20 protein-coding genes and 1 pseudogene are annotated in these 23,592 nt (G+C 63.7%); 15 read left to right on the forward strand and 6 right to left on the reverse strand.

All coding sequences use genetic code 11. From position 1 onward, the window contains the following. The first annotated feature begins 6 nt into the window (after positions 1-6). The 3 genes from ACOERD_RS02430 to ACOERD_RS02440 all read left to right on the forward strand — a co-directional run bounded on the left by ACOERD_RS02430 (position 7) and on the right by ACOERD_RS02440 (position 2,548). Positions 7-789 (forward strand): hypothetical protein, encoded by a 783-nt coding sequence (locus ACOERD_RS02430; protein ID WP_419737938.1) that lies wholly within the window; start codon positions 7-9, stop codon positions 787-789. A 4-nt stretch (positions 790-793) separates the two neighbouring features. Further along, positions 794-1,321 (forward strand): DUF6631 family protein, encoded by a 528-nt coding sequence (locus ACOERD_RS02435; RefSeq protein ID WP_419737939.1) that lies wholly within the window; start codon positions 794-796, stop codon positions 1,319-1,321. Between the two features lie 147 nt (positions 1,322-1,468). Then, entirely contained in the window at positions 1,469-2,548 is a 1,080-nt protein-coding gene (locus ACOERD_RS02440) for a hypothetical protein (RefSeq protein WP_419737940.1), read from the forward strand. Here ACOERD_RS02440 and ACOERD_RS02445 read toward each other — a convergent pair. Further along, positions 2,543-3,103, reverse strand: coding sequence for a recombinase family protein (locus tag ACOERD_RS02445; RefSeq protein WP_419737856.1), 561 nt, complete (start codon positions 3,101-3,103; stop codon positions 2,543-2,545). The genes ACOERD_RS02440 and ACOERD_RS02445 overlap by 6 nt on opposite strands. A gap of 128 nt (positions 3,104-3,231) precedes the next feature. On the opposite strand from ACOERD_RS02445, the gene ACOERD_RS02450 reads away from it, so the two are divergent. The 6 genes from ACOERD_RS02450 (at position 3,232) to ACOERD_RS02475 (ending at position 12,722) form a co-directional block, all read left to right on the forward strand. Continuing rightward, a complete protein-coding gene (locus tag ACOERD_RS02450) occupies positions 3,232-6,252 on the forward strand; it encodes a Tn3 family transposase (protein ID WP_419737941.1) in 3,021 nt (1,006 codons plus the stop codon). A gap of 841 nt (positions 6,253-7,093) precedes the next feature. Beyond that, positions 7,094-7,906, forward strand: coding sequence for a phage tail tape measure C-terminal domain-containing protein (locus ACOERD_RS02455; RefSeq protein WP_419737942.1), 813 nt, complete (start codon positions 7,094-7,096; stop codon positions 7,904-7,906). After that, complete coding sequence (locus tag ACOERD_RS02460; RefSeq protein WP_419737943.1) at positions 7,906-8,310, forward strand: hypothetical protein; 405 nt, start codon at positions 7,906-7,908, stop codon at positions 8,308-8,310. Before ACOERD_RS02455 ends, ACOERD_RS02460 begins: the two co-directional genes overlap by 1 nt. Next, the gene (locus ACOERD_RS02465; protein ID WP_419737944.1) at positions 8,307-8,810 is read left to right on the forward strand and encodes a DUF1833 family protein; all 504 of its coding nucleotides are present in this window, start codon (positions 8,307-8,309) and stop codon (positions 8,808-8,810) included. Before ACOERD_RS02460 ends, ACOERD_RS02465 begins: the two co-directional genes overlap by 4 nt. A 13-nt stretch (positions 8,811-8,823) precedes the next feature. Continuing rightward, positions 8,824-9,288: a hypothetical protein gene (locus ACOERD_RS02470; protein WP_419737945.1), complete on the forward strand. Its 465-nt coding sequence runs from the start codon at positions 8,824-8,826 to the stop codon at positions 9,286-9,288. Then, on the forward strand, positions 9,285-12,722 hold the full coding sequence (locus ACOERD_RS02475) for a host specificity factor TipJ family phage tail protein (RefSeq protein ID WP_419737946.1): 3,438 nt from the start codon (positions 9,285-9,287) through the stop codon (positions 12,720-12,722). The genes ACOERD_RS02470 and ACOERD_RS02475 overlap by 4 nt, the downstream gene beginning before the upstream one ends. A gap of 6 nt (positions 12,723-12,728) precedes the next feature. Here ACOERD_RS02475 and ACOERD_RS02480 read toward each other — a convergent pair whose 3' ends face one another. Beyond that, a complete protein-coding gene (locus tag ACOERD_RS02480) occupies positions 12,729-13,760 on the reverse strand; it encodes an IS110 family transposase (protein WP_419737613.1) in 1,032 nt (343 codons plus the stop codon). A 338-nt stretch (positions 13,761-14,098) separates the two neighbouring features. Here ACOERD_RS02480 and ACOERD_RS02485 point away from each other — a divergent pair, with 338 nt between their 5' ends. After that, positions 14,099-15,838, forward strand: a complete 1,740-nt coding sequence (locus ACOERD_RS02485; RefSeq protein ID WP_419737947.1) for a hypothetical protein — start codon at positions 14,099-14,101, stop codon at positions 15,836-15,838. A 107-nt stretch (positions 15,839-15,945) separates the two neighbouring features. Here the strand turns inward: ACOERD_RS02485 and ACOERD_RS02490 are convergent, their stop codons facing one another. Then, the gene (locus tag ACOERD_RS02490; RefSeq protein ID WP_419737624.1) at positions 15,946-17,688 is read right to left on the reverse strand and encodes an IS1634 family transposase; all 1,743 of its coding nucleotides are present in this window, start codon (positions 17,686-17,688) and stop codon (positions 15,946-15,948) included. Between the two features lie 186 nt (positions 17,689-17,874). On the opposite strand from ACOERD_RS02490, the gene ACOERD_RS02495 reads away from it, so the two are divergent. From ACOERD_RS02495 to ACOERD_RS02515, 5 genes are all read left to right on the forward strand, one after another. Continuing rightward, positions 17,875-18,309: a hypothetical protein gene (locus tag ACOERD_RS02495; RefSeq protein WP_419737948.1), complete on the forward strand. Its 435-nt coding sequence runs from the start codon at positions 17,875-17,877 to the stop codon at positions 18,307-18,309. Positions 18,310-18,337: 28 nt separating this feature from the next. Beyond that, positions 18,338-19,048: a DUF4376 domain-containing protein gene (locus ACOERD_RS02500; RefSeq protein ID WP_419737949.1), complete on the forward strand. Its 711-nt coding sequence runs from the start codon at positions 18,338-18,340 to the stop codon at positions 19,046-19,048. 45 nt (positions 19,049-19,093) lie between these two features. Next, positions 19,094-19,270, forward strand: a complete 177-nt coding sequence (locus ACOERD_RS02505; protein WP_419737950.1) for a hypothetical protein — start codon at positions 19,094-19,096, stop codon at positions 19,268-19,270. Continuing rightward, positions 19,260-19,856, forward strand: a complete 597-nt coding sequence (locus ACOERD_RS02510; protein WP_419737951.1) for a hypothetical protein — start codon at positions 19,260-19,262, stop codon at positions 19,854-19,856. Before ACOERD_RS02505 ends, ACOERD_RS02510 begins: the two co-directional genes overlap by 11 nt. A gap of 137 nt (positions 19,857-19,993) precedes the next feature. Further along, positions 19,994-20,734: a dCTP deaminase gene (locus ACOERD_RS02515; protein ID WP_419737952.1), complete on the forward strand. Its 741-nt coding sequence runs from the start codon at positions 19,994-19,996 to the stop codon at positions 20,732-20,734. A 20-nt stretch (positions 20,735-20,754) separates the two neighbouring features. Here ACOERD_RS02515 and ACOERD_RS02520 read toward each other — a convergent pair whose 3' ends face one another. The 3 genes and pseudogenes from ACOERD_RS02520 to ACOERD_RS02530 form a co-directional block, all read right to left on the reverse strand. Then, a complete protein-coding gene (locus tag ACOERD_RS02520; RefSeq protein WP_419737953.1) occupies positions 20,755-21,075 on the reverse strand; it encodes a hypothetical protein in 321 nt (106 codons plus the stop codon). A 123-nt stretch (positions 21,076-21,198) separates the two neighbouring features. After that, complete coding sequence (locus tag ACOERD_RS02525; RefSeq protein WP_419737624.1) at positions 21,199-22,941, reverse strand: IS1634 family transposase; 1,743 nt, start codon at positions 22,939-22,941, stop codon at positions 21,199-21,201. 137 nt (positions 22,942-23,078) lie between these two features. Further along, positions 23,079-23,585 (reverse strand): annotated as a pseudogene (locus ACOERD_RS02530) (acyl-CoA thioesterase); the annotation flags it as partial. Positions 23,586-23,592: the final 7 nt, after the last annotated feature.

The raw sequence follows: 23,592 nt of genomic DNA on the forward strand, positions 1-23,592 counted from the left end.
GACGCGATGCGCGAGGAGCACCATAAAAACCAGATCGTGGTGGGGGCCGGCTGGCTCTACCTGATCGAGCCGGAAGGCGGTGAGCGGTACCTGGGCGAACTGCCCTCCTGTTCCGTCACCGTGACAAGCGAGTATATCACCGTGGAAAGCAGCAACGGGCCTGTGCGCCGCCGCCTGGTGCACAAGCCCCGCAGCGTGACGCGGCGGATGGATATCGAACTGGAGGATATGAGCGCAAAAAACCTCGCGCTCTTCATCCTCGGCGAAACCGGCCGTGATGCGCAATCCGCGCAGGTGGTGGAAGGCGAGCTGCTCTCCGCCTTGCGCGAAGATGTCTGGTACCAGCTGGGCGTGAGCCGCGCGCGCCCCGAAGGGGTCTCGGCCATCGCCGCCACCCCGGCGGTGACGGTCAGGAAAGGCGCGAGCGGCAACACCGCCCTGGACGCGGCGCATTACAGGATCGATCATGGCAGGGCCCGGATCCTCTTCACCGATCTCGAGCCCATCAGCGGCGCCTCCAAGGCGGTGCGCGTGAGCTACACCCCGGTGGCACAGACCCTGGCCCGCGCGACCTCCTCGGAGGCACAGCTGCGCGAGTTCGGCCTGCGCTATATCGAGGATGCGGTGGAGGGCGTGGGCAAGCGCCTTTTTGCGCCGCGCTGCACGGTGTCGCCCAACGGGCAGATGGCCCTGAAAAACCCGACCCAGGCGCAGCGCATCCCGCTGCAGGTGGAAATTCTCGAACCAGATGCGGGCGCGGCGCTGGTGATCTACGGACCGGAGGGCTGATCCGATGCGCAAAACCCGCAAACATACCGCAGAGACAGATCCCGGGACAGCGGAACCCGGGACCCCCGATCCGCGCCAGTGTGAGGCGGCGGTTCTGCTCCCGGACATGGATCTGATGCTGCAGGACCCCGAAACCGGCGCGGAGGTGAGCGTAACCGTGCGCGAGTTCCGCTTTATGGACGGGCTGAACGTGCAGGCCCGCGCGCGGGGGCTCATCGAGGACCTGGCCGCGCTTCTGGGGGAGCCCGAGGGCATGACGCCGGCGCGGGTGGCGGAAGTTCTGGGCACACATGCCGATCTCTGGGCGGATATCTGTGCGATCTCGACGGGTCGCGAGACGGGCTGGATCGCGGCGCTGCGCGAGCCCTGGGCGGGGATGCTCACGATGGCGGTCTGGCAGGTCAACACCGATTTTTTTACCGCGCGTCTTCTGGGCCAGCACCTGGGCCGGGAGACGATGAGCGCATATTGGGCCTCGCTGAGCTCCTCAGCCTTCTTGCCAGCGCAGGACATGGACGCCCCGACGAGCTGATGGCGACCCTCACCTGGCGGCAGATGGTGCTTTACGGGCGCGCCGCCGAGCGGCAGCGGATGCGCGGGCTTGAGAGGATGATGGCGGCGGCGCTCATGGGCGGGGGCGGAGGAGAGAGCGGAGGAGAGAGCGGAGGAGAGAGCGGAGATGGCGGATAACACGCTTGAGCTGGCCCTGCGCATCACGGCGGATACAAAAGCGGCCGCGACAGAAGTGCAACGGCTGGGCGGGGTGATCAAACGCTCAAGCCGGGAGGTGGCGCGCGCCAATGCGGTCGCTGCGCAATCGGCGGGTGAGGCGGCGCGCGCCGCGCATGAACTGGAACGCGCCCAGGCAGAAGTTGGACGCGAACACTCCGACGCCGCGCGCACAGCGCTGGAGGACGCGCGCGCAAAGGACCGGCTGGCCCGCGCCGCCCTGCGCACAGCCCGCGCGAATGTTCAGGCCGCAGGTGCCACGCTCGCGGCGGCGCGCGCCGCGGCCCGTGCGGCGGGCGCGATGGACATGCAGGCCGCATCTGCCAGCCGCGCGGCCAATGCCAACCGCGCGCTTGCGGGCGCAGGCCGCTCCAGCCGCGCGGCGATACAGAACCTGGCTTTCCAGGTACAGGATTTCGCGGTGCAGACCGCCGCCGGGACAGCCGCCAGCGTGGCGCTGGCGCAGAACCTGCCGCAGCTTTTGGGCGGCTTTGGCGCCCTGGGGGCGGTTCTGGGGGCCGTGGTCGCGGTGGGCCTGCCGCTGGCGGGAGCGCTTTTTGACCTGGGCGAAGAGGCGGGTGAGGCGGGTGAGGCCTCCGAGCGGCTGGCGGAGGCCGCCGAGCGGCTGCGGTCCCTGCGCGCCCTGGCGCGCGACGTCGAGGCGCTGGCGGAAAGATACGGGGCCGCCGCCGACCAGGCGCGCGGATTGATTGCCGCCCAGGAGGCACTGGCGCGGCGCGATGCGGCGCGGGCCGTTGCGGAGGTGATCGGAGAGCTGGAGGATGCGGCTGGCCCGGCCTCTCTTGCGGCCACGCGCCGGACACGAGCCGATGAAGAGACGCTGCTGGCAGATCTGGCCGCCCGGGCCCGGGCGGCGTTTTCCGGCCCGCTTGAGGACCTGGTTAGCCAGGTCACCGAGACAAGGGAGGCGGCGCAGGCGGAACTGGCGCAGATCTTTGAGGGAGACGAGCTCAACGCGGCGGCGCGGCGCTTGGCCTGTACGCATGAATGGAACGGTGAGGGGTCATAAGGCATTTTTTTCGTTGAGACATCGGTAAATGGTTGCAGGATGGACTTTGAATGCTCTGGCGACCTCTTTGACGGATTTTCCATTTTCGAGAAGTTGACGGACTGTGTCGCGTTGTTCACTCCCCAATTTAGGAGGGCGTCCAAATATGACGCCACGTTGCAATGCAGCCTTTCGACCGTTTTCGGTTCGACCTCGTATAAGTTCACGTTCGAACTCTGCAATGCCAGCAAACACGGTCAGGATCATGCGGCCTGAGGGCGAGGATGTATTGGCCCAGGGTTCGGCAAGCGATTGAAGTCCCGCGTCTTTTTCTCCGATAACTTCTGCGACGCGTAAAAGTTCAGACGTTGAACGCGCCAAGCGATCAAGACGCGTCACGACAACCGTATCCCCTTTTCTGAGTTGGTTTAGCAACCTTTGCAGTTCAGGCCTCTTTATGCGTGCACCGGAACCCTTTTCCTCGAGCACCGTCTCGCATCCGGTCGCTTCCAGTTCGGCCCGTTGCAAATCAAGTTCCTGGGCGTTCGTTGAGACGCGCGCGTAACCAAATTTCATGCCGCCCCTTCCGAAGTGTCGCAAAAGTTGTCGCAAAAACCGTTTCTTTCGCATCTGTATTTTGCGATAGATAAACCATTGATTCTTCGTGGCCGGATTCGGTCTCGCGAAACTTGAGAGATTTGCGAATGCCGACGCGGTTTTTGAGTGACGCGCAGCGGGCGCGATACGGACGCTTCGACGGGGTTCCCAGTCGAACGCAGATCGCGCGATATTTCCACCTTGATGCGACTGATCGGGACATTATCAATCAGTTGCGTGGCAGCCATAATCGTCTGGGCTTTGCGCTTCAACTCGGTATCGCTCGGTTCCTTGGCGTACTTCCGACAAGGTTCGAGGATATTCCCGATGTCGTGGTTGAAGCGGTGGTCGCACAGCTCGGACTGACCACGATGCCGTCTTTGACCGCCTATGCTGTTGGGCGCCCAAAGAAGCGCCATGCGGCCTTGATCCGGAAAACCTACGGCTTCCGAGACCTGGCCGATGATGCCAGCGCTCGCTTTCGTTTGACGCGCTGGCTTTACACTCTGTGTTGGTCTGGCGATGATCGGCCGAGCCTGCTGATTGACCGGGCCACGGCGTGGATGTTGGCGCGCAAGATACTGCTGCCTGGTATCAGCACTTTGGAGCGCCTTGTTGCCCGCATTCGGGATCGTGCGCATCGGCAGTTGTGGATGCATCTGTCCGATGCGTTGTCGGATATGCAGCGGCAGAAGATCACCGCCTTGCTTGAGGGCGAAGGCGGGTCGCTGCGCAGGCTGGATTCGTTGCGGGCGGCTCCCACAAGACGGTCTATGACAGAACTGCTGCGCCACTTTCATCGCCTTGATGACATTCGCGCCTACGAACTGGCCCCGCATTCGCCTGAAACGGTTCCGAATGCACTCATCCAGCGCCTGGCCAAGATAGCTAGAACCATGCGGCCATCTGCAATCGCGGTTGCCAAGGAGCCGCGCCGAACCGCGATTATCGCCGCGCTGTTTCACACGTTGGAGGCCGTTGCCATCGACGATGCGGTCGAGCTTTTTAGTGCCTTGCTGGCGGATACGTTTCGAGAAGCCAAGGCAGCTCGCAAGCGAAAGAGATTGCGAAGCTTGGGCGATCTGGACGCTGCTGCTCTGACCTTGCGTGACCTGGCCCGGCGCGTCATGACCGATGGCGACGATGATACAGATATGACTTTCCGGTCCTGGCGCGATGCCATCTACGACGAATTGAATTATGCCGCCCTCGTTGAAGCCACTGACCGTGTCGATGTCTTGGCCAAACCACCAGAAGACAAGCCGCTGGAAGAACTGATCGTAAAGTGGCGCACGACGCACACACTGTTTCGCAACCTCCTCGAACGAATAGAATTTGAAGCTTCGCCCAAGGGCCAGCCTATCAAAGCGGCGATCGATTTTCTTCGCGGCATCGAGAACTGGGCAAAAGCTGATATGAACGATGCGCCGACTGAAATCCTGCGTGGAGTCTGGCGCAAATACGCGCTCGATACCAATGGAAAAGTCTCCGACAATAAAGCTTATGTTTTTGCTGTATGCGAGGCTTGGCAGGGGGCACTTAAGACCCGAGACATCTTCGTGCCCGCTGGCATGAGGTTTGATGATCCCAGACGTGGCTTGCTGAGCGGCGAAGCGTGGCAGGCGGTGAAGCCAACTATATGCCGCACACTTGAACGTTCGCCAAATGGAGAAACGGAACTCGCCGTTCTTGCTGACCAACTTGACCAAGCCTATCGGCGGGCGGCGGAAACCTTCGAAGTAAATCCGGCAATTCGAACTGAAATCAAGAAGGGCAAGCCACAGCTCGTCATCACGCCACTCGACCGCATCGAAGAATCCGACAGCCTGAAGAAACTGAAGTTCGCGATGCGGACCAGATTGCCAAAAGTCGATCTCTCGGATGTGCTTCTCGAAGTCGCCAACCGAACCGGTTTTGCGCAGGATTTCACCCATGTCACTGAGCGGCGCGCGCGCGTCGATGGCTTCCAGACAAGCCTGTGTGCCGTATTGCTCGCCGAGGCCTGCAACATTGGCTTCGAGCCGATCACGCAGGCGAGCTTTCCGCCACTTCGGCGCGACAGGCTTTCCTGGATCAGCCAGAACTTCATCCGCTCCGAGACAATCACGGCAGCAAACGCTCGCATCGTTGCCGCCCACAATGAACTGCCGATCGTCCAACATTGGGGTTCTGGTGATGTTGCCTCCGCAGACGGAATTCGCTTTTCCGCTCCACCCACGGTCATCCATGCCGGCCCTAACCCGAAATACTTCAAGACTGGCCGCGGTATCACGCTTTATAACCTTGTCTCCGACCAGTTCACTGGCCTCAATGCCCTTGTTGTGCCCGGAACACTGCGCGACAGCATGTTCATCCTTGCGCTTTTGCTCGACCAGGAAACCGATCTCGAACCCGTAGAAATCATGACCGACACGGCGGCCTACTCCGATATCGTCTTTGGACTCTTTTGGTTGCTTGGCTATCAGTTCAGTCCTCGGCTCGCGGATATCGGTCAGACCCGACTTTGGCGCATCGACCGCAAAGCAGACTATGGTCCGCTTGATTCGCTCACGCGCAACAAGATCAATGTCCGCCTCATTATAGAAAATTGGGAAGACGGTGGGCTGTTGCGTCTGACCGGATCGCTGAAGCTTGGACACATCAATGCAGGCGCAGTCATGCGTACACTTCAGGTGCGCGAACGCACCACGGCACTCGCCAAAGCCCTTGGAGAATTGGGCAAGATCATCAAGTCGCTGCATATCCTCAGATTCATCACTGACGAGGAAACGCGGCGGCGTATTCTGATCCAACTTAACCGTCAGGAGCTTCGCCACAGCCTGGCCAGGCGCGTCTGTTACGGTGAAAGGGGGGAAATTCGCAAACCCTATAGGCAAGGGCAGGAAGAACAACTTGGAGCGCTCGGGTTCACCCTCAATGCTATCGCTTACTGGAACGCAACCTACATGCAGCGCGTACTCGACCAACTCGAAACAGAAGGCTGGAATGTCAGCCCCAATGACATTGCCAGAATATCGCCCCTTGGACACAAACATATCAATTTCCTCGGCAGGCACGCATTCGACCTGCCGGACAACATTGCCACCGGAGAATTGCGCCCTCTCAGAAACCCTAATTCCGAACGGTAGTTTTGCAAAGTCTTATGACCCCTCACCGTTCCATTCATGCGTACAGGCGCCGCTTTGGCGTCACGGTGGAGGCGTTGCTGGAGGAGATTGCCCTTCAGGCGCAACCGGAGGCGTTTGCGCGGGCCTCGCGCGACATTGACGATCTGGGCGCGCGGGCGCGCGCGGCACAGACAGAGCTGGCCCGGGCCTTCGGTCTCACCGAAGAGGCCGCCGCCCGGGTGATCGAGGCCTTCCGGGGCTTGCGGGCGGGTGAGGGGGAAGAGGCGCGGCGCGCGGGTCTTGAGGCGCTGCGCGCAGCGCTCGTCACCACGGGGGCGACAGTGCGGAGCCAGAGCGAGACCCAGCGCGCCGCCCTTGAGGCCTTTATCCGCAAGGTGCTGGAGGCCGAGGACCAGGTGCTCGCGCTGGCCGGTGCCGGCGCGCAGATCGCGCCGGGGCTGGAAAGCGGGGTTCTCGTGGCCGACCGCCTGGCCGAGCGGTTGCGGCAGGCGGCAAGCGAGATGGAGCGCTTTGGCAGATCGGCCGATGCGCGCCTGGACGAGGCCAGGCTGCGACGCGCGCACGCGCACGATCCGGTGGCGCTGGCGCGCGCGCTCAGCCTGCAAAGATCAGAACGCGAGATCGCGCCTGTTGAACAGGGCTATGTGGCAGGTGGCCTCACGGCCGAGGAAGCACGCGCCCGCACAAGGGGCCTGCGCGAGACGGCGGCGGCCACGGCGGAGGCGGCAGCCGAGACCGCGCGGCTGGGCGCAGAGTTGCGTGCGCTCGACCAATCCGCCCAGAGAGGGCGGGGGCGGGCGCCGCCGGAGCGGGTCGCAAAGCGGCAAGACTGCGCCGCGAGATGGAAAAGGCGCGGCAAGAGGCGCGCAAGCTGGAAACCGCGCTGGCGCGGACGCTGGGCACTTATGCGCGCGATGCCATCGAGAGCCGCGACGAGGTGGCGCAGGCCTGGGGTGCGGGGTTTAAGGGGCTGGAAGACGCCCTCACCCGCTTTGTCACCACCGGCAAGGCGTCTTTTGGCGATCTGGCCAATTCCATCATCGCCGATCTGGCGCGGATCGCCATTCGCCAGAATATCACCGGGCCGCTGGCCGATGCCCTGGGCGGGGTGTTCGGGTCAGGTGCAGCCCCCCGCAGCTCCCCGCGCCCCCGCGCGCGCCCGTTTCATGACGGCGGTGTCCCGAAAGTGGAGCGTAATCCTGCCCCGGTCGCTTTTGCCCCTGCACTCAAGCCGGGCGAGGTCCATACCGTGCTGATGGAAGGCGAGGCGGTGCTGACCTCGGCGCAATCGCGGGCCCTGCTGGCGGGGCGCGCGGACAGCCCCGATCAGGCCCGGGCCCAGGCGATCCTGCGCGAGGCGGCGCGCTATCATGCCGGCGGCGTGGCCGGTGTGCCGGGCGTGCCGGGGCTGCGCGGCCACGATATCCCCAGCCTGCGCCTGCCGGGGCGCAGCGGTTCAGAGGCATCAGGGGCCGGGCCGGGACCGCGCGTTGATATCTCGATCGACAATCGCGGCACCGCGCAGCGGGCGGTGGAGGCGCACGCCAGTTTCAGCCCCGATCGCTGGGTGATCGGCCTCGTCGTCGAGGACATCCTCACAAACGGCCCCATCGGCCAGGCCGTCCGCACCACCACCGGGGAGAGCCCCTACTGATGTCCGCCCCCCTCTCTCCCACAAGGCCCGCATGGCCCGCCTATGCACGGATCGACCCGGCCCGGCAGATCCTGCCCGTCACCGTGGTCGAGCGCACCGGGTTCGACGATGGCGCGATACGCCAGGTGCGCCGCTTTACCGCCACCCCCGCCCGCCGCCGGATCCGCGCCTGGCTCCTGGGCAGCCGGGAGGCAGGTATCACGCGCAGCCCCGATGAAGACCTCATCCGGTTCCGCGCCTGGGCCGGGGCCAATGCCCATCGCCCGTTTCGCTTTCCCGACGAGACCGGGGCGCGGGTCATGATGCGCGTGGTGGGCGGGGATGGCGGCATCAGCTACCGCGCGCATGTCGCGCCCGCCGGGCGGCGCAGCTGGGAACTTGAGATGGAGCTGGAAACCACATGAGCAAAGCCGAAAACGCCGCGCGCGCCCGCGCGCGCATTGCCGCAAGCCCGAAAGACAGCCAGTTGGCGGCGCTGGAGATTGCCCACCCGGAGCTTTCCGCCCGGGTGCGCATCATCAATGACGGCCAGAGCCGCGACCGGGTGGTCGGGGGGCGCAAATATATCGCCCTGGGCTTTGAGGCCCGCATCGCCACGGACGCACCCGACCGGGTGCCGGCGGCGGAACTGGCGATTGACAATGTGGGCCGCGAGCTCACCGCCTGGATCGATGGGGCGCGCGCCACCGCCAGCGGCATCCATGGCATCACCGTGCGGGTCATGATCGTCACCGCGCGCGCGGATACCCCCGTTGCCACCCCCGATTATGACGTCACCATGGATGTGCTGCAGATCACCGCCACCAGCCGCACGGTGACCGCCCGGCTGGGCTTTGATCCGCTCCTGGGCCGCGCGGGTGTAACCCTGCGCCACGATCCCGCCACCTCTCCCGGCCTGTTCTGATGGGGCTGTTCTGATGGAAGCTCAGCTGATGGAGACGCACTGGACAGAGCGCTGGATCGGGCATCGGGCGGAAGATTGCGCCGCGCTGGTCTCGCATGTGCTGCGCGTCGAGTTCGGGTCCGACATCGCCCTGCCCGCCGCGCCGGGCGGCATCCGCGCCAATGACGCGGCCATCCGGGACGCGCTCATGTGTGAAGCCGGGCGCAAAACCGGATGCGCAACCGGGCGCGCAACCGAAGGCGGGATCGCCCGGCGCCTGGGTGCGCGCGAGAGGGCGTGCGACGGGGACGGGGTGCTGATGCGGGCGCGCGGACGCCGCGCGGGGCTGGGCCATCACATCGGGCTTTATGCCGACATGACCGAGCCGGCCTGCCTGCACTGGCAACCGGGGCTGGGCACGGTGCTGCACCGGTTGCGCATATTGCCCGCACGCGGGCTTGTGGTGGTCGGGCTCTATCGCTGGGAGACAGGATCATGACCTCAAAAACACCCTCAAAAACACCCTCAAAAACACCCTCGCAAACGCCCTTCAAACCCCCTGTGACGGCCTCTCAGGTCGGCTTTGCAAGCGCCGATCTGTGGCCGCACCCGCTGACCGCGCAGGCCCGGGTGCCGGAGATCATCCTGCCCCTGCCCGCGCGCACCCATGACGCCCCACCTGAACCCTTGAGCGTGGCCCAGGCGCTGGATCTCGCCTGGCCCGCGCGGGGGTCCCTGCCGGTAAACGTAAGCCTTGACGGGATCGCCCTGCCGCCCGGGGCCTGGGCGCACACGGCCCTGCGCCCCGGCCAGCGCCTCACATTGCGCGCAGCCCTTCAGGGCGATGATTCCAACCCGCTTGCGGCCATCCTGACCATCGCCACCATCGCCATCGGCGGCTGGGCCGCCTCCGCCATCGCCTCAAGCGGCGCGCTTGGTTTTGGGGCCGGCAGCCTGGGGGCACAGGTTGCCGGCGCCCTGGCCGGGGCCGCCATCTCCACCGCCGGCGGGCTGATCATCAACGCGCTGGTGCCCGTGCGCGACGCGGACGGGCTGGACCAGGACGCGCCCGCCCGCCGCGATTATTCGCTGAGCGGCGGTGCCAACCGGGCCCGGCCCTACGCGCCGCTCCTGCTCACCTTCGGACGCCACCGCGTCTTTCCCGATCTCGGCGCAAAACCCTGGACCGAGTTCGAGGATGACGCGCAGTTCCTTAATCTCAGCCTCACATTCGGCCTGGGCAACCTGCATCTGGAGCGCGCCGACCTGCGCATCGGCAACCAGCCGCTGTCGGACTTTCCAGGCGCACAGGCGCAGATCCTGCGCGGGCCCGATCCCACATGGCCTGCCAATGTCGACACCATCCAGGGCGCAGAGCTCGAAGGCCGCCGCCTGATCTCGCGCCGTACAAGCCCCGGCACCAACCGCTTCGATCTCGACATCACCGGGCAGCTCTTCGGTCTGCGCAAACGCTCCGGCAAACCCTACGCTCTCTCCCGCGAGATCGTGATCAGCTATCGCAGGGTGGGCGTGCGCGAGGGCTGGACCCGCCGCCGCGTCACGCTGCGCGCAAATGGCGACAGCCCCCGCGACGGGCTGCGCCGCACCATCCGCATCCACCCCGGGGCGACCGCGCAGTGGGAGGTCCGCGTGCGCCGCCGCACCGCGCCCTCGGGCGCGGATAACGAGATCGACGCGCTGGCCTGGGCCGCGCTGCGCTCCTTCCAGCCCGATACCGCCGACTATAGCGGCCAGACCCGGCTGCGGCTGCGCCTGCCCGCCTCGGCCCAGGCCTCCGGCCAATTGCCCGCCATCCACGCCATCACCCGGCATCTACTGCCCCGCTCGGTCTCGCGCCGCGCCAAACCCCGCGCCACCTCCAACCCGGCCTGGATCCTGCTCGCCTTCCTGCGCGGCGGCTTTGTCTCGGGCCGCCTTGCCTGGGGGCTGGGACTGGCTGACCGGCGCATCGACCTGCCCTCCTTCACCGCCTGGGCCGCCTGGTGCGAGAGGCAGAACCTCACCTGCAATCTCAGCCTCGACCGCCCCGTTCCCTCGGCCCGGATCATCCGCACCATCTGCCAATGCGGGCGGGCCAGCCCCACATGGGCCAGCGGCAAGCTGGGCGTGGTGTGGGACGACCCCGCAACCCCCGCCACCGCGCTCATCACCCCCGGCAATATCATAGCGGGCAGCCTCGAGATCACCTGGTCCGGCGAAAAACCCGCCGATGAGATCGCCGTGCGCTATCTCGACCCGGACGCCGACTGGCAATTCCAGACCCTGCGCCGCACCATGCCGGGCGTCACCACGCCCAAACGCACCGCAACCCTCACGCTGCCGGGCGTCACCACGCCCGCTCAGGCCGCCACCGAAGCCAATCTGCAGGCCGCCCGCCAGCTCTATCACCGCCGCCGTCTCACATGGGAGATGGCCGCCGAAGGGCTCTCCATCGCCCGGGGCGACGTGGTGCGCCTCACCCATTCCCTCATCGATGGCGGCCAGACCGGACGGCTCGTCACGGTCCTGCCGGCTGACGCCGCCAGAAACCTTCCCGAACGCTGGGACCTGGGCCAGAGCTTCGAGATCGCGCAAGACGAGAGCTGGTATGCGATGCTGCGCCTGGGCGATGGTCGCCTCATCACCCGCGCGATCACCGCCGACGGAGCCCTGGTGCGCCCCGCCAGCGCCCTGCCCGATGACTGGCAGCACGAAGAGACGGAGGTGTCGGATGTGCTCTGGCGCGTCTATCCCGGTGACGCCCCGCCCGCGCCCCTGCGCATCGTGGGCTTTGAACCGGTCTCGGCCACGCGCATCCGGCTCGAGGCCATCGACGAGGTGGCCGCCTATCACAACGCCGCCACCGCCGATCTCAGCGCGCCCCTGCCGCTGCCCGCTCCCCAAAGCCCGGCCGTGCTCGATGCCGCGATCACCGATCGGGCGCGCGCCGACGGAACCACCGAAGTGACCCTGCGGCTCACCACATCCGGCCCCTGGCAGGGCGCGACCATCCGCGCCCGCGACAGCCATGGCTGGCGCGTCGTGGCAGACGACCGGCAGGCCGTCACCACATATATCTTCTCAACCGATGATGCCTCCGGCCGCGAGATCGACATCGAGATCACCCCCGGCTCCCGCGCCGCCCCCCTCGGGCCCGTCTTCACCACCACCCATACCCTCATCGGCGACAAAACCGTCCCCATCGCCGCCCCCGAAGGCTTCGGGGTCGAGATGCTGGGCGATGGCGCCCGCCGCTTTACCGCCACCCCGCCCCCTGACGGGCGCGTCGCCGGCTACGCCCTGCGCTACGGGCCCGCGCGCGCTGCGGCCACATGGGAGGCGCTCACCCCGCTCCTGCATGGCCGGATCACCGCCCTGCCGCTCGAGACACGCCTGCCACCCGCCGGGCGCTGGCGCTTTGCGCTCGCCGCCCTGAACAGGGATGGCGTGCCCGGAGAGGCCGCCTTCACCGGCCCCGTCGATCTGGCGGATGCGGTCAAACTGCCCGTCACCCAATATGCGTTCCGCGCCAGCGCCACGCAGAACGCGCCACCCGCCCGCCCGGGGCCTGGCGGCAGCGACAGCGATACCCATCTGCCCGCAGGATGGCAGCGCATACCGGTCAGCCTCACATCCAAGGCCCCCTTCCAGTGGATCACCGAACGCAAGGGCCGCACCGGCGGCGGGCCCTGGACCCGCTGGAGCAGCCCCGCGCTCTGGTCCTCCCTGGGCGCGCAGGGCCGGCCCGGACAGGACGGACAGGACGGGCAGGATGGACAGGACGGCGCCAGCGTCGAGCGGCTCTTCACCCGCACCGCCCATGCCACCGCGCCACCGCCGCCGGGACTGACCGGCTCAGGCACGCAAGAGGACCCCCATGTCCTGACCACCCCGCTCGGCATCCGCGCGCTCGATATCTTCCCCCTCCTATGATGATTGTCAAGCAGGGCATTGATTTTGTTTGATTTTAAATTCGGCAAAATCGTCGAAGACCCAGCCGTTCTTGAGCGTGTCATAGATGATCTTGAGCAGCTTGCGGGCCGTGGCTATGATCGCCTTGCCCGCGCCACGGCGTTCCTTGATGCGCCGATAATAACTGTTGAGATATCCCGAATAGCGGATCGCGATGAGCGTACATTGCACCAGCGTGGTGCGCATGAGCTTGTTGCCGCGCTTCGTGATCCGCCCGTGATGTTCGGTTTCGTTCGAGTTACTCACCTTGGGCACGATGCCGACATAGGCGGCCAGCTTGTCCGCGTCGGAGAAGTCTTCAACCCTGCCGATCCCCGCCAGCAGGACCGCGGCAGATCGCGCACCGATCCCCTTGATGCTGGTGAGCCCCTCAAAGCCTTTCATGGCCGAGGCGGCCTCCTCGATGGCCTTGTCGATACGGTTCAGGGTCTCGGTCAGGCCGAGCGCCTGGTCCCGCAATGCCGCCAGTTCGACCTGCTCAAGCGGTGTGAAGCGGCTGAGATCCAGGTCGCGCAGGCGCTTCTTGCTGGACAACCCTTCCTTCTTCAGCTTCATGCCGTGACGGACAAACATCGCGTGGATGCCGTTCAGCAGCATGGTGCGCTGTTTGACCAGCATGTCACGCGTCCGGGTCAGCGAGGCCAGTTCGCTTTCCTGAGTGGACTTGAGCCGGGTTTCCGGCAGCATGTCCTTCGACAGGAAGAAGGCCAAAGCGCGCGCATCGTTCTTGTCGGTCTTTTTCACCGATGTGCGGATCACTTTAAACTGGCGCGGGTTGACCACAACGATCCGGCCGACACAGGGTTCCACCTCACCGCAGAACCAGGCCGTGTTGCCGGTGGCCTCGACCGCCAGTTCGTCATCCGCATCAAGGCTCTGACAGAACCGCTCAAGCGCCTGCGCGGACAGATGAAAGGTTTGGAATGTTTCCGATCCGTCCGTCTCACGCCGACAGATCGTGAAGGAATTCGTATGAAGATCGACACCTATGTAAGCCATGGCTATACTCCCTGCTCAAGGAGGCGGAGCCCCCAATGGGGCGTGAACGGCCAAACCAAGCTCCTATGCAGGATCACCGGCCAAAACCGGGCCCTATGGGGGCTGTTCGGAAACAGGCGAAAGCTAAGCTCCTCAACAGGGTCACAATGCCCTAAGACACAATTCAGCCTGAGACCTATCCGCCTCCCCGAATCCTCTAACAGATTCAGGGCGTTTGGCCGATCACAAATCATTCATACCCCCTCCTCAAGGGCCTCGACCCGCCGGGCCCGGCCTGGACCGCCACATGGTTCCGCTTCACCGCACCCCGGGGACGCGCCGGCACCTGGCGCATCACCATGGACGGCGCCCCCGACCAGGGCACCGACTGGGCCATCTTCAGCGCCAAGGGCAATGCCGCGCGCCGCGGTGCAGATGATCATCTCGACATCACGCTGAGGGCCGGCGAGCGCTTCACCTTCCGGCTGCTTTTCTACAATCTGCGCTCCCGCGACACCGTCACCGCCATGACCCTCAGCCTCACCCCGCCCGCGCAAACGGGTGAGGCGGCAACAGGGGCGGCAACAGATCCGGCCCAGATGCCCGGCTACACGCCCCCGCCCTGGTCCGCCACGCCCCTGGGTGTCACCGTGGAGCAGCCATATGAATGGATCAGCGAGCGGCGCGGGCGCGCGGGGCTCTGGGGGGCGTTTTCGCGCCCCGCGCTCCTGGGCAGATATGCACGCGACGGCATCCCGGGGGCCGCCGGTCAGCCGGGACGCGACGGCACCGACGGGGACCCGGGCCAGGACGGGCAGCCGGGACGCGACGGGCAGGATGGGCGTGACGGGCAGGATGGCGCTGGGGTCGAGATGATCTTCCGGCGCACCGCCACCCGCCGGGCGCCCGCAAGACCGCAGACAACGCCCGCGCAGTCCAGGGCAAATGATCATGTGCCCCCCGGCTGGTCCGATGATCCCGTCGGGATCACGCGCGACGCGCCCTATCTCTGGGCCAGTCGCCGCACCGGCTCTTCGGGCAACTGGGGCGCGTTTTCGCCACCCGAGCTTTGGGCCCGCTATGCACGCGACGGCGCCCCGGGGCGACCGGGCAGGAAGGGCGATACCGGCGATACCGGCCGGCAGGGGCGACCGGGCCTTGATGGTCCGGGTGTCGAGTTCATCTTTCGCGCCACCAGCACCCCGATCCGCCCCGCCACCCCGCGCACAACAGCCACCCAGCGGCGCCTCGACGATCATGTGCCCGAGGGCTGGGTTGATGATGCCCCTGACGTCAGCGCCGCCAGACCCTATCTCTGGGCCAGCCAGCGCAAAGGCTCCTCCGGCAACTGGGGGGCGTTTTCCCGACCGGTGCAATGGACCAGATATGCACGCGACGGCGCCCCGGGGCGGCCGGGCAGGAAAGGCGATACCGGCGGCAAGGGGGACAGGGGGTACAAGGGAGACAGGGGGGACAAGGGAGACAGGGGGGACAAGGGAGACCCCGGCCGCAACGGGCGTGACGGGCGCAACGGCATCAACGGGCGTGATGGCAGCAATGGCGCGCGCGGGGCGGGCAGCTATGCCCGGCGCGTCAGCGCGCGCGGCTGGGTGAACAGCATCGCCGATCGCGCAACCCCCGGCGCCAATGTCACCGGCGATGTGGTCACCCTCACCGACAGCGCCGGAGGCTGGGCCGAAACCCGCGCCTGGACCGGCACCGCATGGCTCCCCGTCACCCATGTCATCAACGGCAATACCGTCATCCCCGGCACGCTGCTGGCCGAGGCCCTCGCCGCCGGCCAGATCGACGGCACCCATCTGCGCGCCGACACCGCGCTCATCACCGGCGGCGTCCAGATCGGCCCCGGCCTCATCACCCTCACCCATCTCGATGACAGCCTCATCGGCGATGTGGCCCGGGGCGCGCGCTGGCGATTGGACGCGTCGGGCAGGGCGCGCACAAGAAAAAACCAGCGCTTCTCCACGCGCCGCAGTGATGGCGGCTCCGATATCGTGGTGCGCAGGGACAGTGCCGACGAGATCATCCGCTACGCGGTCGAGGTCTCGGGCGGCGGGTTCACCCCGCCTTCCTCCTGACTTCCGACATTTTTTCGTATAAGTCATTGATATTATTATGCCTTGGTTGCCAAAAGGCACTACACGGACTTTTTTCGCCAGCGATTGTTTCGGAGTGTTGAGGGAGCTCAGGCTTTGGTCTGGCCAGTTTTTCGGGTGCGCCCGGGGGGTATCTTGAAAGGGGCTTCGTTCCAGGTCAGGCCGACGCAGGTGAGGATGCGTCTGGCATCGACCGTGGCATGGCTTGGCATGCCGTAGCGGTCAGGGGTGCCTTTGTGGCGCAGGATCGAGAGCTGCAATGCGTTCAACTCGTTGCGGATACGAGCCGGGCTCATCGGGTGTCCGAGCAGGTCCAGATGCTTGCGCAGGTGCTGCAGGCAGCAGAAGGCCATGTAGCAGATGGCGATATGGGCCCGGACCCGACGCGGCGACCAGTGATAGATGGGCCGGATTTTCAGATCGTGCTTGTTGGTGCGGAAGCAGGCTTCGATCTCCCACAACTGGTGATAGCGGGCAATGACGTCCTGTGCCTCCAGTTCGTCCGCACCATGAACAACAATGGCATGCAGCCCGTCCCATTGTGCCGCTGCCTTGATCTTTGCATCATCCAGCGTGACGTCCCCGCTGTCGGGGAAGGCCAGGAAGCGGCCATATCCCCGGCTGCTGAAGCTGCCGGGTTTGCGAGAGCGCTTGAGCTTCTTGTGCAGCTTTTCGATTGCCTTGTCGCGCTTGTGGGCATCATTGCGTGCCCGGGTGGGTGACCAGGTCACAATGACCCGCGCTCCCTCCTGGTCGATCACCTTGTACCAGCCCTTCTCGGTTGCCTCTTCAGAACCGTGTCCAGCCCAAGGCTGGCGTCCCTCCGGGCTCAAAATGTTCGCCTTCACGGCGGCCGGGGCGGACTTCATGCGATAGCCGAGGATGTAGGGCAGACCCTTGTTCTGCAACATCTGCTGGTTGTCCTTGCTGAGCATGGCGGCATCGGCCACGAACGTGACCCTGGCCACGTCGAAGCGTCCCTCCAACGCCTTCAGCGCAGCTTCCAGCGTATGACCTTCCCAGGTGTTTCCCGGGAAGAGTTCATAGCCCACAGGCAGCCCATCGGAGGTGACGATCAGCGCCAGCATGACCTGAGCGCGGTGATGCTTGCCATCCTTGCTGAAGCCCTTGGCCAGAAGATGATCCTGCTCGACCCCGTCCGCATCCTCGGCCGGGTCCTCGCGCTCGGTGTCAAAGGCCAGGGTCGTGCAATCGTAGAACAGCACGGTCACTGGCCCGCCCAGCAACTTCTCTGCCGCCGCGTGAGAGGTTTTGCAAATCCCGTCTATCACCGGCGTATTGATGTAATCCATGCTCCGATAGACCACGTCCAGATTGAGCGTGATGCCTGCCTGGTTCTCCAACGCCTCCACGGTCGCGCGCTTGCTCTCGGGCTGTGCGATCCGCGCCATAACCAGCTCTTTCACAATGCGATTGGCACTTTTACGCGCCGCCCCCAGAAGGGCCCCCCAACCCAGTTGGTCATACATCGTCCCCATGACATCCCGCAGACCCAGAGAGACCCGCGCCTCCTCACGGCACTCGGCAAGATCAACGCCAAGCTTGTCCGGCCGCGGAGCGCGGCGCACCAGCGCCTGCAGATCGGCATATTCCGTGGGCGTGAACAGTTCCATTTGCGGCGAGCGATCAATGCGTAATTGCTCCATCAAGCGGCCCGCCAGACGCTTGATATCCTCAATCTCGCTGTCGTTATGGGCCACACCCACATGGCGCAGGATCTTCTGGCGTACCTTGGAGCCGGTGCGGACGGATTCAACGATCTGGATCCGTGTGCGGTTGAGCTTTGCGTCATGTTTGGTGCGGATGAACATGGGCGAAGAGGTTAGCCATCTGAAGGCCCATGTCAATACTTTTTATAATAATGGGGCACTACAACGCGCCTCTGAGCAACCACACCTGAAAACAAACCAAAAACCCAGTCAGATCAACAAAAAGGTCGGAAGTCAGGAAAAAACCAGCGCTTCTCCACGCGCCGCAGTGATGGCGGCTCCGATATCGTGGTGCGCAGGGACAGTGCCGACGAGATCATCCGCTACGCGGTCGAGGTCTCGGGCGGCGGGTTCACCCCGCCTTCCTCGTCCTATTGGTACGAACATAGCCGCAACAGCGAGGGTTCAGAATCGGCCGTGGGCACAAGATACAACAGCGCAACCTTCAACGTCCGGCTCGAGGTCCGGCTCGACAATGTCGTCATCCGGACCCTCAGCATCAGCGTCACCACCGGCGCCGCAGGCCGTGCCGTTCTCAGCGGGGTGCTGCCCGCCCGGCTCACCCCGGTCGGCCGGCAGAAAAGGCTCACCCTGCGCGCAACAGGAACCGTACGCACCGGGGGCGCGAGCGTCGCGGGTATCAGAGGCGGCAGCACACGGGTCGCATGGAGTGCTGCCGCATATCTCACCCTCACCGCACGAGAAACCCGCCCCTTCGCCTGATCCCGTCGCCTGACCCAGGATATGACCCATGACACAAAGCCCAGTGACACAAAGCCCAGTGACACAAGACCCCACCGCACAAGACCCCGCGCCACAAACGCTCTCCTACGACGCCTTCGCACAGGCGCTCCTGGCCCTCACCGAGACAGGTCTTGCCCTGCCTCACGACATCCTGCCATGGACCGCTTTCCCCGAAGAGGCCGAGCCCCCGGAGACCATCACCAAAACCATGTGGGACCGCTACACATGGAACCCGCCGCAATTCGCCGCCGCCACACAGCCCGACCCCTATGGCCGCGAAGATGCAAAGGCCGGCGACAAGCCCGCATGGGACAGCCTCACCCGGCACGCCGTGCACCAGGCCTGCGAAGAGGCCCGGCAGCACAAGCACGCCCAACTGGCCGCAGAGCTTGCACGCCGCACCACCTTCACCCACAACGCCCGCACCTGGCAGGGCGATACCAAAAGCGCCGCAGCCATCACCGCCGCCGCCCTGCGCGCCGCCGCAGAACCCAACTGGCCCAAAGACTTCGTCTGGATCGATGCCGCAAACACCCGCGTCCCCATGCGCGCAGAGGACATCACAGCCCTCGCCAAAGCCCTCTCGGCCTGGCAGAGCGCCCGCCGCATCCACGCCCGCACACTCAAGGATGCCATCACCGCCGCCACAACCGCAGAGGCAATCCTTGCCATAAACGTCGCACAAGGATGGCCGGAGCACGCCACCCAGCCCCAATGACGCGCCCGCGCGGATATGCTAAAACACGTACAACGGAGATCGGACATGAGCCAGTACACACCGTCCTCAATGGAATATCTCGCCGCCAGAATCGACGACAAGCGCAAGGAACTCGAGGCGCTCGAGGCGCTCCACAAGACCCTGCTTGAGGCTTTCGGCCGTCGCCTGCCAAATGAAGCCGCCGATCTGGCCCTTTCAGAGATCCTCCTCAATGGCCGCTGACGGGCAGTTCGTCACACGGCTTGTCATGCAGGAGGGCGCGACCAGCAGATTTGAGCCCCGCACCTTCACGCGATGGCTCGGCGTGTTCCTGTCCGACATCGAAGCCATGCTGGGGCCCAGAGATCCCGCCTTCACTGTCCTCGGCATCGAGTTTGTCGATACATGCCATGAAATGCCCAAGACATGGTTCCCGGACACCCATCCTCATGGCAAGCATGTCATTGTGCACTTGAACCGGTCCGCAATGCAGGACGGGGCAAGGGCGCGCTGGCAGCTTGCTCACGAATGCGTCCACCTCATTGATCCCGCACAGGGCGTTGCCAGTGTCATGGAGGAAGGCATCGCGACATGGTTCCAGAATACCGCAACCACACGCAGCTTTCACAACGGCAGCGGGCCATATGCAGAAGCCGAACGCCTTGTATCACCCGTGATCAGGGAACTCTGCGAGACCATCAGGTTCCTCAGAACGCAAAACCGCCTGCACCTTGATGATATCGCGCCAGCACACCTTCAGAACCACAACCCGAACTGGTCCGGCGACTTCTGCCGCGCTCTCACCGAGCCGTTTTCTGCGCTGAAGTAATGAGGCTGATCAAAAGCAAAAATGGCAAAACAACAACCCGATTGGGCGCGAAACTGTCGCGGCGAAAATCAACGCGCGGGATTCCATTGTGCGGTCGGGAATGTTAATCTTTCTGCAAGGCAGGAAAAGGCGCAGGCATGGCAATCCTTGGACGAAAAGATATCGGTGACAGAATCGCAACGGGCGCGATCAAAATCGAGCCGTTTGACAAGACTAAAATCGAGCCCGCGAGCTACGATTGTCGAATAGGCGATGTTCTTGCCGCCGGTGCCGGTCGTCATGTCTGGGGAGAGGGCGATGAGTTCATTCTCGAAAGCAACTCTTGGGCGTCTGTATCCTCGGAAGAGTTTTTTGAACTGCCCAACAGCATTTGCGCGTCATACGGCATCCGCTCTGGTCTTGCGAGGAGGGGTGTCATCGCGTTTGGGGGTCCTCAAATCGATCCCGGCTATAAGGGAAAAATTTTTGTTTCCCTATATAATCCGACGCTGGAGCCGATTATTTTGCAATACGGCCAGGTGATCATGTCGGTCATTTTCTATGAGCTATCATCAGAGGACGAGCACGGATATACCGGGCCATATCAAGGGCAAAAGGACTTTCCGTCACAAGATGTCGAATTTATGATGAGAATGCGCAGCCGGAACCTTGCTGATGTTATTGACAACGTTGAAACGCTTGATCACTCGGTCAAAAACCTTGCCAGTAACCTGAAAATCCTGACCTCCGATGTACATGAAATTCGGCAGATTGTGAATGATGCCAAGCCTTGGCTAAAGGTCATCGGCTGGATTTTGGGTGCCGCTGGAGTTGCCGCCGTCGGGTGGATTGTTATGTCACTCCTGCAGAGTTTCTTTGGAACACCCCCCGCGCCCTAGAGTCCTGCTGTACTGCACTGTCAGCAGTGCGCATCCGGTGTGTGACAACAATACTGCCGCACAAAATCCCGATTGAGCACGAAACTGTCGCACCGGAAATCAACGCGAAAATCACATCGATTGGGCGCGAAACTGTCGCGGATTGAGCAATAATTCTGTCGCGCTACAGAACTCATCAGGCTCATGTCCGAGGCATAAGCCAGTATCAGATGCTGTGTACGGGCATCCGTTGACGCCGCTCCGGGCATTCGGAACCAGATCTTGTTCTGATCACCGGAAATCTTAGGTCGAAATGGGTCCAGATGATCCACTTCGCGCACTTCGATTGGCCGCTCGCGCAACAGCTCTTTCTCCTGACTTCCGACATTTTTTCGTATAAGTCATTGATATTATTATGCCTTGGTTGCCAAAAGGCACTACACGGACTTTTTTCGCCAGCGATTGTTTCGGAGTGTTGAGGGAGCTCAGGCTTTGGTCTGGCCAGTTTTTCGGGTGCGCCCGGGGGGTATCTTGAAAGGGGCTTCGTTCCAGGTCAGGCCGACGCAGGTGAGGATGCGTCTGGCATCGACCGTGGCATGGCTTGGCATGCCGTAGCGGTCAGGGGTGCCTTTGTGGCGCAGGATCGAGAGCTGCAATGCGTTCAACTCGTTGCGGATACGAGCCGGGCTCATCGGGTGTCCGAGCAGGTCCAGATGCTTGCGCAGGTGCTGCAGGCAGCAGAAGGCCATGTAGCAGATGGCGATATGGGCCCGGACCCGACGCGGCGACCAGTGATAGATGGGCCGGATTTTCAGATCGTGCTTGTTGGTGCGGAAGCAGGCTTCGATCTCCCACAACTGGTGATAGCGGGCAATGACGTCCTGTGCCTCCAGTTCGTCCGCACCATGAACAACAATGGCATGCAGCCCGTCCCATTGTGCCGCTGCCTTGATCTTTGCATCATCCAGCGTGACGTCCCCGCTGTCGGGGAAGGCCAGGAAGCGGCCATATCCCCGGCTGCTGAAGCTGCCGGGTTTGCGAGAGCGCTTGAGCTTCTTGTGCAGCTTTTCGATTGCCTTGTCGCGCTTGTGGGCATCATTGCGTGCCCGGGTGGGTGACCAGGTCACAATGACCCGCGCTCCCTCCTGGTCGATCACCTTGTACCAGCCCTTCTCGGTTGCCTCTTCAGAACCGTGTCCAGCCCAAGGCTGGCGTCCCTCCGGGCTCAAAATGTTCGCCTTCACGGCGGCCGGGGCGGACTTCATGCGATAGCCGAGGATGTAGGGCAGACCCTTGTTCTGCAACATCTGCTGGTTGTCCTTGCTGAGCATGGCGGCATCGGCCACGAACGTGACCCTGGCCACGTCGAAGCGTCCCTCCAACGCCTTCAGCGCAGCTTCCAGCGTATGACCTTCCCAGGTGTTTCCCGGGAAGAGTTCATAGCCCACAGGCAGCCCATCGGAGGTGACGATCAGCGCCAGCATGACCTGAGCGCGGTGATGCTTGCCATCCTTGCTGAAGCCCTTGGCCAGAAGATGATCCTGCTCGACCCCGTCCGCATCCTCGGCCGGGTCCTCGCGCTCGGTGTCAAAGGCCAGGGTCGTGCAATCGTAGAACAGCACGGTCACTGGCCCGCCCAGCAACTTCTCTGCCGCCGCGTGAGAGGTTTTGCAAATCCCGTCTATCACCGGCGTATTGATGTAATCCATGCTCCGATAGACCACGTCCAGATTGAGCGTGATGCCTGCCTGGTTCTCCAACGCCTCCACGGTCGCGCGCTTGCTCTCGGGCTGTGCGATCCGCGCCATAACCAGCTCTTTCACAATGCGATTGGCACTTTTACGCGCCGCCCCCAGAAGGGCCCCCCAACCCAGTTGGTCATACATCGTCCCCATGACATCCCGCAGACCCAGAGAGACCCGCGCCTCCTCACGGCACTCGGCAAGATCAACGCCAAGCTTGTCCGGCCGCGGAGCGCGGCGCACCAGCGCCTGCAGATCGGCATATTCCGTGGGCGTGAACAGTTCCATTTGCGGCGAGCGATCAATGCGTAATTGCTCCATCAAGCGGCCCGCCAGACGCTTGATATCCTCAATCTCGCTGTCGTTATGGGCCACACCCACATGGCGCAGGATCTTCTGGCGTACCTTGGAGCCGGTGCGGACGGATTCAACGATCTGGATCCGTGTGCGGTTGAGCTTTGCGTCATGTTTGGTGCGGATGAACATGGGCGAAGAGGTTAGCCATCTGAAGGCCCATGTCAATACTTTTTATAATAATGGGGCACTACAACGCGCCTCTGAGCAACCACACCTGAAAACAAACCAAAAACCCAGTCAGATCAACAAAAAGGTCGGAAGTCAGGAAATGGGTCCAGATGATCCACTTCGCGCACTTCGATTGGCCGCTCGCGCAACAGCTCTTTCTTCATCTTTTCAGGAACTTGGTCCACATACTTGTGGCGTAGTTCGCTGCGCGATGGATGGGTTTCTGGGCTCTCAGAAGACGGCATTGGATGCTGATGAGACCACCCCTCATCCTCAACATGAAAGGATGCAGACATATTGAGGATCTGCTTGCCATGCTGGATCGCAACAACGCGCCGCGTGGTAAAAGACCCTCCGTCTCTGGCCCGATCCACTTGATAAACAACGGGAATACTGGGGTCACCCGGACGGATGAAATAAGCATGCAAGGAATGGCAGAGCCTGTCATCGACCGTTCTGTAAGCCGCTGCCAGTGCCTGCGCGATGACCTGGCCACCGAAAATACGTGTCGGTGTCTCACCACCGGATCCAGTGCCCCGAAACAGGTCAACCTCAAGCCGTTCGATGTTTAGAAGGTCCAGGAGAATGTGCTCAGCTTCGGTCATGGGTTGC

The sequence above is a fragment of the Ruegeria sp. genome, from assembly GCF_965199275.1.
Classification (GTDB): Bacteria; Pseudomonadota; Alphaproteobacteria; order Rhodobacterales; family Rhodobacteraceae; genus Ruegeria.

Coding starts and splice junctions, on each gene's coding strand:
- ACOERD_RS02430 (WP_419737938.1), top strand. CDS start 7: ATGCGCGAGGAGCACCATAAAAACCAGATCGTGGTGGGGGCCGGCTGG.
- ACOERD_RS02435 (WP_419737939.1), top strand. CDS start 794: ATGCGCAAAACCCGCAAACATACCGCAGAGACAGATCCCGGGACAGCG.
- ACOERD_RS02440 (WP_419737940.1), top strand. CDS start 1,469: ATGGCGGATAACACGCTTGAGCTGGCCCTGCGCATCACGGCGGATACA.
- ACOERD_RS02445 (WP_419737856.1), bottom strand. CDS start 3,103: ATGAAATTTGGTTACGCGCGCGTCTCAACGAACGCCCAGGAACTTGAT.
- ACOERD_RS02450 (WP_419737941.1), top strand. CDS start 3,232: ATGCCGACGCGGTTTTTGAGTGACGCGCAGCGGGCGCGATACGGACGC.
- ACOERD_RS02455 (WP_419737942.1), top strand. CDS start 7,094: ATGGAAAAGGCGCGGCAAGAGGCGCGCAAGCTGGAAACCGCGCTGGCG.
- ACOERD_RS02460 (WP_419737943.1), top strand. CDS start 7,906: ATGTCCGCCCCCCTCTCTCCCACAAGGCCCGCATGGCCCGCCTATGCA.
- ACOERD_RS02465 (WP_419737944.1), top strand. CDS start 8,307: ATGAGCAAAGCCGAAAACGCCGCGCGCGCCCGCGCGCGCATTGCCGCA.
- ACOERD_RS02470 (WP_419737945.1), top strand. CDS start 8,824: ATGGAAGCTCAGCTGATGGAGACGCACTGGACAGAGCGCTGGATCGGG.
- ACOERD_RS02475 (WP_419737946.1), top strand. CDS start 9,285: ATGACCTCAAAAACACCCTCAAAAACACCCTCAAAAACACCCTCGCAA.
- ACOERD_RS02480 (WP_419737613.1), bottom strand. CDS start 13,760: ATGGCTTACATAGGTGTCGATCTTCATACGAATTCCTTCACGATCTGT.
- ACOERD_RS02485 (WP_419737947.1), top strand. CDS start 14,099: ATGGACGGCGCCCCCGACCAGGGCACCGACTGGGCCATCTTCAGCGCC.
- ACOERD_RS02490 (WP_419737624.1), bottom strand. CDS start 17,688: ATGTTCATCCGCACCAAACATGACGCAAAGCTCAACCGCACACGGATC.
- ACOERD_RS02500 (WP_419737949.1), top strand. CDS start 18,338: ATGACACAAAGCCCAGTGACACAAAGCCCAGTGACACAAGACCCCACC.
- ACOERD_RS02505 (WP_419737950.1), top strand. CDS start 19,094: ATGAGCCAGTACACACCGTCCTCAATGGAATATCTCGCCGCCAGAATC.
- ACOERD_RS02510 (WP_419737951.1), top strand. CDS start 19,260: ATGGCCGCTGACGGGCAGTTCGTCACACGGCTTGTCATGCAGGAGGGC.
- ACOERD_RS02515 (WP_419737952.1), top strand. CDS start 19,994: ATGGCAATCCTTGGACGAAAAGATATCGGTGACAGAATCGCAACGGGC.
- ACOERD_RS02525 (WP_419737624.1), bottom strand. CDS start 22,941: ATGTTCATCCGCACCAAACATGACGCAAAGCTCAACCGCACACGGATC.